We start from the raw sequence: 7106 nt of genomic DNA, 5'->3' as shown, positions 1-7106 counted from the left end.
GAATATGCACATGATCTTCAACTGAATTGGAAATAATACATGAAGAATCGTAATTTTTCAATATGCCCGTAATAAAAGCAAGGAGTTTCCCCTCCCAATCTGATGATATAAAAGGATATCTTTCTTTGGTCCCAAAGGTAAGATGAATATAAAGTTGAGATAGTGATTGCCCCATAGTTTATAGTCTGTGCTTATTATTAAAAGAAACTAATGTAATGAAAATGTTTCAGACTTACAGCCTGAATTTGCATGATGTACAAGTACTTGGGGCGCTGCCCCAAGTTGCGATATTTCAGGCCTTCAGCCTGTTAGGTAAAAAAGTTTACCGATGGTTTTGTACTATTGTCTATGTAAAATATTCTCTTCAGGTTAACAAAAACAAATGCATGATAAATTAAAACAACATTTAGACCCAGGTTTTGCGCTTGATCCGTAAATTACCTGAACGAAAATGCGCAGGCAATTTTCAATAAAAAAAAACGTGCGCGAGCTTGCTAAATAAATTTCCAGAAAGAAATTCGTTTAGCGAAAATGCGCGAGCTATTTCCTTGAATAAATTGAGCGCGCGTAAATGCGCAAAAAAATTTCATATAAAAAACAGCTTGCGCATTTCTGCGCAGCTCTTTTCCCTTACGTTTTTTCAATATAGAAATCGAATTAGACATATCCCCTTCCTCCGGTATCGTATTACTACTCACTTTTTATTATTACATCTTTCAATTCATTATTACCATAAAAAATTGGAAAATACATATGCTCCATTTTTGCCGGATTTAAGTTTACTCTACCTGTATACCTTGGTACCAGATCAATATTTACGGTATAATCACCTTCTTTTAGTGAACTATAATATACAAACACCCTATCCTTAAAATACTCACGGTGCGCTTCATTATATCTTCGACCTGGTTTGCTATCGTATGAACAAACAGAAGGAACAGGTATCTCCAGCATCAGGTAATCGGATTTCTTTTTAACATTGACATCTACCTTTAAAGTCACCTTTTCTCCTGCAACCAATGTATTCAATACAGCACCATCTTTTACAAATGTTGTTTTTATATCAAAACAGTCATCCTTTCTGTGTGGTTTTGCATTAAAATATTTGCTATGCCATCCAGCAAAAACAACCTGATTACCTGTCTTTTCTATGGCAAGCTCCTCATTATTTTTTAGTTTAATTGAATAAGGATATTCTGTAACCTCTTCCCTTTTTGAACCGGTAGCAACAATCAACTTACATGCTTGTTTTTTTGAAGATACAGATAGTAATTCGGGCAACATATTATCAATAATCAGAGCCGATTCAAAAGTATTTCGCCATCCGTTACTTTTACGTTTTTCATAAAAGAAATTCCTTATTAAAGGAAGCCACTCTTTATAATTCCCATCACTTTTTAATATCTGATACATCATTAAAGTTTCCGGGATCTGTCCCCTGAACAACGACCAACTCTCTTTTCCCCAATAGTAGTTACCATAAAGAGTTTCGTGTTTGTCCTTTACAAACGGGGCTATATCAACAGGCATTTTTAATTTCTGTTTCACCATGCAATATTTAAGCGAATCCATCCTTTCAAACAAAGAATCATTGATTTGTTCAGCCATTGACTTTAAATCCACATCTACCTTCATCATCTCCAATGTTTCCAAGATACTCAGTTTGGAACCCTCTCCTGCCATAGAAAACCCATTAACCAGCTGGTATACAACCTGGTTCCGACTGTATTTTACTTGATAACCGGCAGCCCTGGCTTTTTCAAATGCTTTTACCACATGCGAGGAAATCCAGTATTGAGTTTCCAGTCCAGACCACCAGCCCCATACACCATTACTGTTTGTACTCTTCTCTAAACGCTGGATTAGTTTATTAATATCATCCTTATAATTAAATGGTTTGTTCAGATACCCGCATATTTTTTCCTCATTAAGAAGGGTTATCAGTTTGGAGGCAGCCTGTTCATTACACAAATGCTTGTAACTACGCAAGTGAGCCGTTTCTTTTAAAATAATATTTAAAGGGTTCGATTCCAGGAACAACATACCCGTAGTACAATTCTCAGGAAGCTTAATGCGCAACAAAGTATCGGTATTTAAAGTAAAGAACTCTCCTACGGCTTCCTCAATTCCCTGCGGTATTACCGGAATATCCCGTTTCTCACCATCAAAATATCCATTCTCACGAACTAAGGAATAAGTTACATCCATGGTATCCTGAGCACAGGCCACCAAGGGCAAAGTATCCACCTGCACCCGGGCAATTTCCCTTTGCCATGCTTCCTTTTTTACCGAGTCAACTTCATAAGAAGTAGTAACAGAAATGGTATCTTCCATATAATTCAACGCTTTACCAATGGCATTCACAGAATCTCCTTCAGTTAAAAAGCGAGGCACCATTAATTGAGCCGAAACTGGCTTAAATGATTTTATTTCACCTTCGGTCTGACCACTGGTTTTATCAGGCCCCATGGCCAATGCAAAAGTCTGCCACGAAGTAATATCATCAGGAAACGTGGTTGTAAAAGTGGCCATTCCTTTACCGTTGGTGACCAGGTTTGGTTGCCAGAATGCCTCATCAGAAAAGTTACTACGAATTGAACTCATACTTCCCATTTGAAACGGAACCTCTACATCATTCAGTTGGGTTAAACCAGCAATCCCCTTCCCTCCCTTAGTAGTTACAATAACAACCCCATTTGCACCTCGTGAGCCGTACACTGCGGTTGCAGCTTCAGCCTTTAAAAATTCAATATCCTGAATCAATGAAGGGCTTATATCACCCAATTGCTCATTAACAGCAACCCCATCTACTATTACCAACGGACTTTGTAACCCGGAAGAGCTTACCCCCCGGATCATAATATTTGAACCGGGAACACCAGACACGCGGCCTTGCATCATACCTTCGGAACGCACAGTAGTAACAGCTCCTGTTAACATCCTCTTTTTCTGCGTACCATAACCAACAACCACCACCTCATCAAGATCCAATTTACTTGCTTCCAGCTGAACATTTACCTCATCCGAATAACTCAAAGGAACATCAATAGTGTCAAACCCAATAAACGCATAGGTTATCTCATGTTTTCCTTCCGGCACTTCAAGTGTGTAGTTTCCATCCATATCTGATATTGTACCGATAGCCGTGCCTTTAATTACAATTGAAACTCCAGGCAAAGGCTCTCCCATACTATCCACTACCCGACCGGAGATTGTTCGCCCATAAGAATAGTCCAATTGGTTCTGATGGAAGGTTCGGTTTATTTCTTTTTCTGCCTCATACCTGTTCTCCCATTTATCTTTTGAATATGATGTGGTGGAGAATTGTTCTTTTATTATTTGTGCTATCCGATCTGATGCCTCGTCTTTTTGAATAAACTCCGGCTCTTCAATTCGTATCACATTTAAGCCATTGCTTTTTACAACAGCATTCTTATACTCAAAATAATATCCCTCACGCATTGAAAAAAACAAGCGGTAGCTACCCGGCTTCAAATCATGAACCCTGGTTGTATTAGCTGGATAAATCCTCATAAACAAAGGATTATCATCTCTAAAAACAAGAATATTCTCCAGCTTAACCGGCGATAGGGTATCCCGTTGGCAAGGCAAGTATTCTATGGCAATTGCCCCTTTTCCCTTATGGGTTGTATACGGATTATAATAATGGATACGACGCTGAACCCTATTGCTTTTCAATTCCCTGGTCATTTCATCGATATCATTCCCGGTCAACAGCATATCCCCATAATCTGGAGCCAGGCCGCTATTTACCAAGGTGGATAATCCCCAGAAATTGTCTTTAGTCTTCATCTTGATTTTCTTGGGCGATATATCATACTCATACGAAGACTCAAAATCAAAATCAGTTCTGTAATCATCCTTACAAATAAAATCGACCGTACCTCTTGAAAACGGACCTGCCACTATAGGGTTTCTATATCTTCGACCATAAAAACTATTGCCTGATGAATTTTTAACCACATATTTTCTTCCGTTCTGCTCCAGGTAGATAAACCCATAATTCCCTCTTATATTAAACTTTGCAAATTTTTCCTTTATCAGATTTTGCTCGTTATTAGTCAGCTTTGCACTAACCCCATTTACTTTTACCCCCTTTGGGGCTTTTGTTGGATCTACCGAAACCAGTGTTTTTTTACAGGCATCTACCCATACCGAATCAATAGTGATATCCTGATCGCTGGTCCTTAACCTGATTTTATGATATCCGGGCCCGCACTCAAAACTAAACGGATCATATGTTGTAGAAACAGAAGAGTAAACCAGCTTATAATCCACATAGATAAAATGTATCTGCTGAATTTCACCCTTTTTATATACAAAGGGAGCTAATTGGGTAATACTGTCTTTGGCCGGGATGGTTTGTATATCCACTCCCGTTTCAGGTCGGGTAAACTGGTAAAACGAGATGGTATCCAACTGCATCCTGGAATTCCAAAGGGCATAATCCAACTCCAAATTAGAAGACTCGCCAAAAAGCTTATCTCCCATCATATTATAATTGCTAAACATGCTGCGATCTTTATGCTTTTTGCCATAATAATCGAGTACCGGGGCTGAATATGAAAATTTCTTTGTCAGGCCAAAGGCTGTTAAATCAACGCCTTTAACCGGTTTGTTTTTATAATCCTTAACCTCTATCGTGATTTCTGTTTCCTGTCCGGGATACACCACTTGGGGCTGGTGCATCACAACATGAAGCTGCTTTTTATACAAAGGGATTTCTATTGATTTATTGTAAGGCTTTCCTCCCCATTGGTAATTTAATGATATAAAACACCCCTGATAATTACCCACATTCACTACCGTATCGAGTCGATGAGCATACCCCTTTGCAATTTCCTTATTTCGTTTATAAATAAAATAGTTGAACGCAATACCCTCAGGGTTGTTGATTTTTATTTCAGTTTTATTGCTGCTTCGTTGCGATGACACAGATAAGCCCGGAACATATTGATCCATATCAAAATGACGATCCATCTGACTGGCTTCCACCTCATATGAACTTGTTTGATAATTTACGGGTAAGGCATAAGGCAAACTAACTGAATAAGCCTGCTGTAAATTCCCATTTTTATCAAAACTCTTTATCCGAACCTTTAACGGTTTCTCTTTATTCAGTTCTTTGTAATAAAAATGAATGGAATCATTAAATACCTTTAGTCCTATCTCTTCTTTTTTATGAAAAAAACGGACATTCTTTTTCTTTACTATGCGCTCATTATCGCTGGTTAAAAACTCAGCAACAATTTCATATCCAAAGTCCAGCGGCGGACACACGGAATCTGGAATTGAAACCATGGTTTCTCCTACCGGATCTAACTTTTTATTGCATGTATACAAAGTATCCGGCAAAAAGGCTGTAGCTGCATATAACTTATTAAAGAACTTTTTTGAATAAACGCTCAATTTCACCCGCCCATCCGGAACATTCATCCCATTCATATCTTGTCCTTTTAGATATACATACATGGGATTTCCCCTTAGGTGATTGGCATCATCAACCCGCATTTTATATTTTATGTTTTTAAGCTCGTAATCCTCATACCTGAAGTCTCGGGATATTATGGTATTCCAGCCATATTTTTGCAGACTGATACGGTATGATTTATCTAAACGGAGGTTCAGTGAATCATGCAAAACAAACTCATAATCGTAAGCTCCCCTTTTGTTTGGTTCAATTTGGGCCAACTCAACACTTTTACCGTTTACATTAATATCAACTGTAAGTTTTTGTTTTGAAATGGGAGTTCCGTTTGGTCGTGCAATATAGGCTTTAAACCGAACGGTATCGTTGGGTTTATACTTGGGCTTGCTAAAAACCATATAGCCTCCAAAGTCTTTATAAAACAACTTATCCCAGGTTTCTTTTGCCAACCTCTCTGTTTTAAAAATATATCCATAGGTTCCGGGTTTAAATACTGACTTATAGGTATCCCGAAACGGGGCATAAACCATATGCAACAAACCATAGGGACGGCCTTTGCTTATGGTCCGCACAATATCCCAGGGCAAGTAAACCACCATTTGAGTAGGGATATAAAGATATTTCAGGGGGAAACTATATACTACTTTTTTTAGCCTTACTCCTTTTTTAATGGAGTTACCCAGATAGTGATAACTTGTAAAGCCATTGTATTGCACCTCAAGCCAGCCGATTTTGTTCATATGACTGTTATGGTAGGCGTTTATGTTGGGATTATACCTAACTGGTACTCCCTCAATTTTCACTCTGGCATTATTAATGACTTTTCCATCCGTATCAGAAATAGTAAGCATTAAATCGGCATAATTGTTATGCAGCATCACATCAATATCCGAATAAGAGCGCAATTCAAACTTCAGTTCATTCCTATCTGCCCAGGTTAACAGATAATTTCCCTGCGACAGCTTTTTATTGAACACCGAATCATTGGGTACTGAATCGACCAGGGTATGAAAATAGGATTCATCAACTTGTGTGATTCCTTTTTTATAAATGGTTCGTGCCTGTTGCGGACTAAGCTTATAAATAAACTTATAGTAGCTTGAGGTTCGACTATCAGGTAAGTCGCTGGCCTTAGATGCGATAACATTGACAAGAACAAGGGTTGCCAAAAGCAGGATTTTTCTATGCATTATTTTCTCTTTAGGTTGTTATTGTTAGATTTTAGATAAGAGACTAAAGGTTATTTACATAACGCACACTCTGATTTATAATCGGCATAACTCGTTTTCCATCATCTAAAATGACTAACATAATACCATGATGCAAAGAAAAGTTTTATTCCATAAAAAAAATTGAGTTTTTTTTATTTAGTCCCAGAAAGAAAACTCCTAAAACGATAAAAATATCCAATAGCTCTCCTTAACCTGTATAAACCAGAATAGTGACAAGGTACAAGTATCAAGATTATTCATTTCTTGTAACCTCAAATATTTTGCTATAAAAAAACTACTGCCTCACGATCAATGTCATTAAATTAAGAAATTCACTTCGTGAATTTCTTAATATTGGGACGTTGTCCCAAACCCAACTCCCTTTTTGGCATTGCCCCAAAAAGGAAGCAAAAAGCTCTAGAGCAAGAGATTCCTTCATCCCACAC

Annotated in this window: 2 protein-coding genes; both read right to left on the bottom strand. The window is 37.9% G+C overall.

The window, feature by feature from the left end:
• The coding region (locus OM074_RS21555) for a transposase (protein WP_363320330.1) at positions 1 to 175 on the bottom strand (175 nt) is incomplete at its 3' end.
• 515 nt (positions 176 to 690) lie between these two features.
• On the bottom strand, positions 691 to 6639 hold the full coding sequence (locus OM074_RS20675) for a carboxypeptidase-like regulatory domain-containing protein (protein WP_301202595.1): 5949 nt from the start codon (positions 6637 to 6639) through the stop codon (positions 691 to 693).
• Positions 6640 to 7106 lie beyond the last annotated feature (467 nt).

Source organism: Plebeiibacterium marinum, assembly GCF_026013615.1.
Lineage (GTDB): Bacteria > Bacteroidota > Bacteroidia > Bacteroidales > Marinilabiliaceae > Saccharicrinis > Saccharicrinis marinus_A.
Note: the sequence above shows the minus strand (reverse complement) of the source record. Positions and strands in the feature narration are given on the sequence as shown.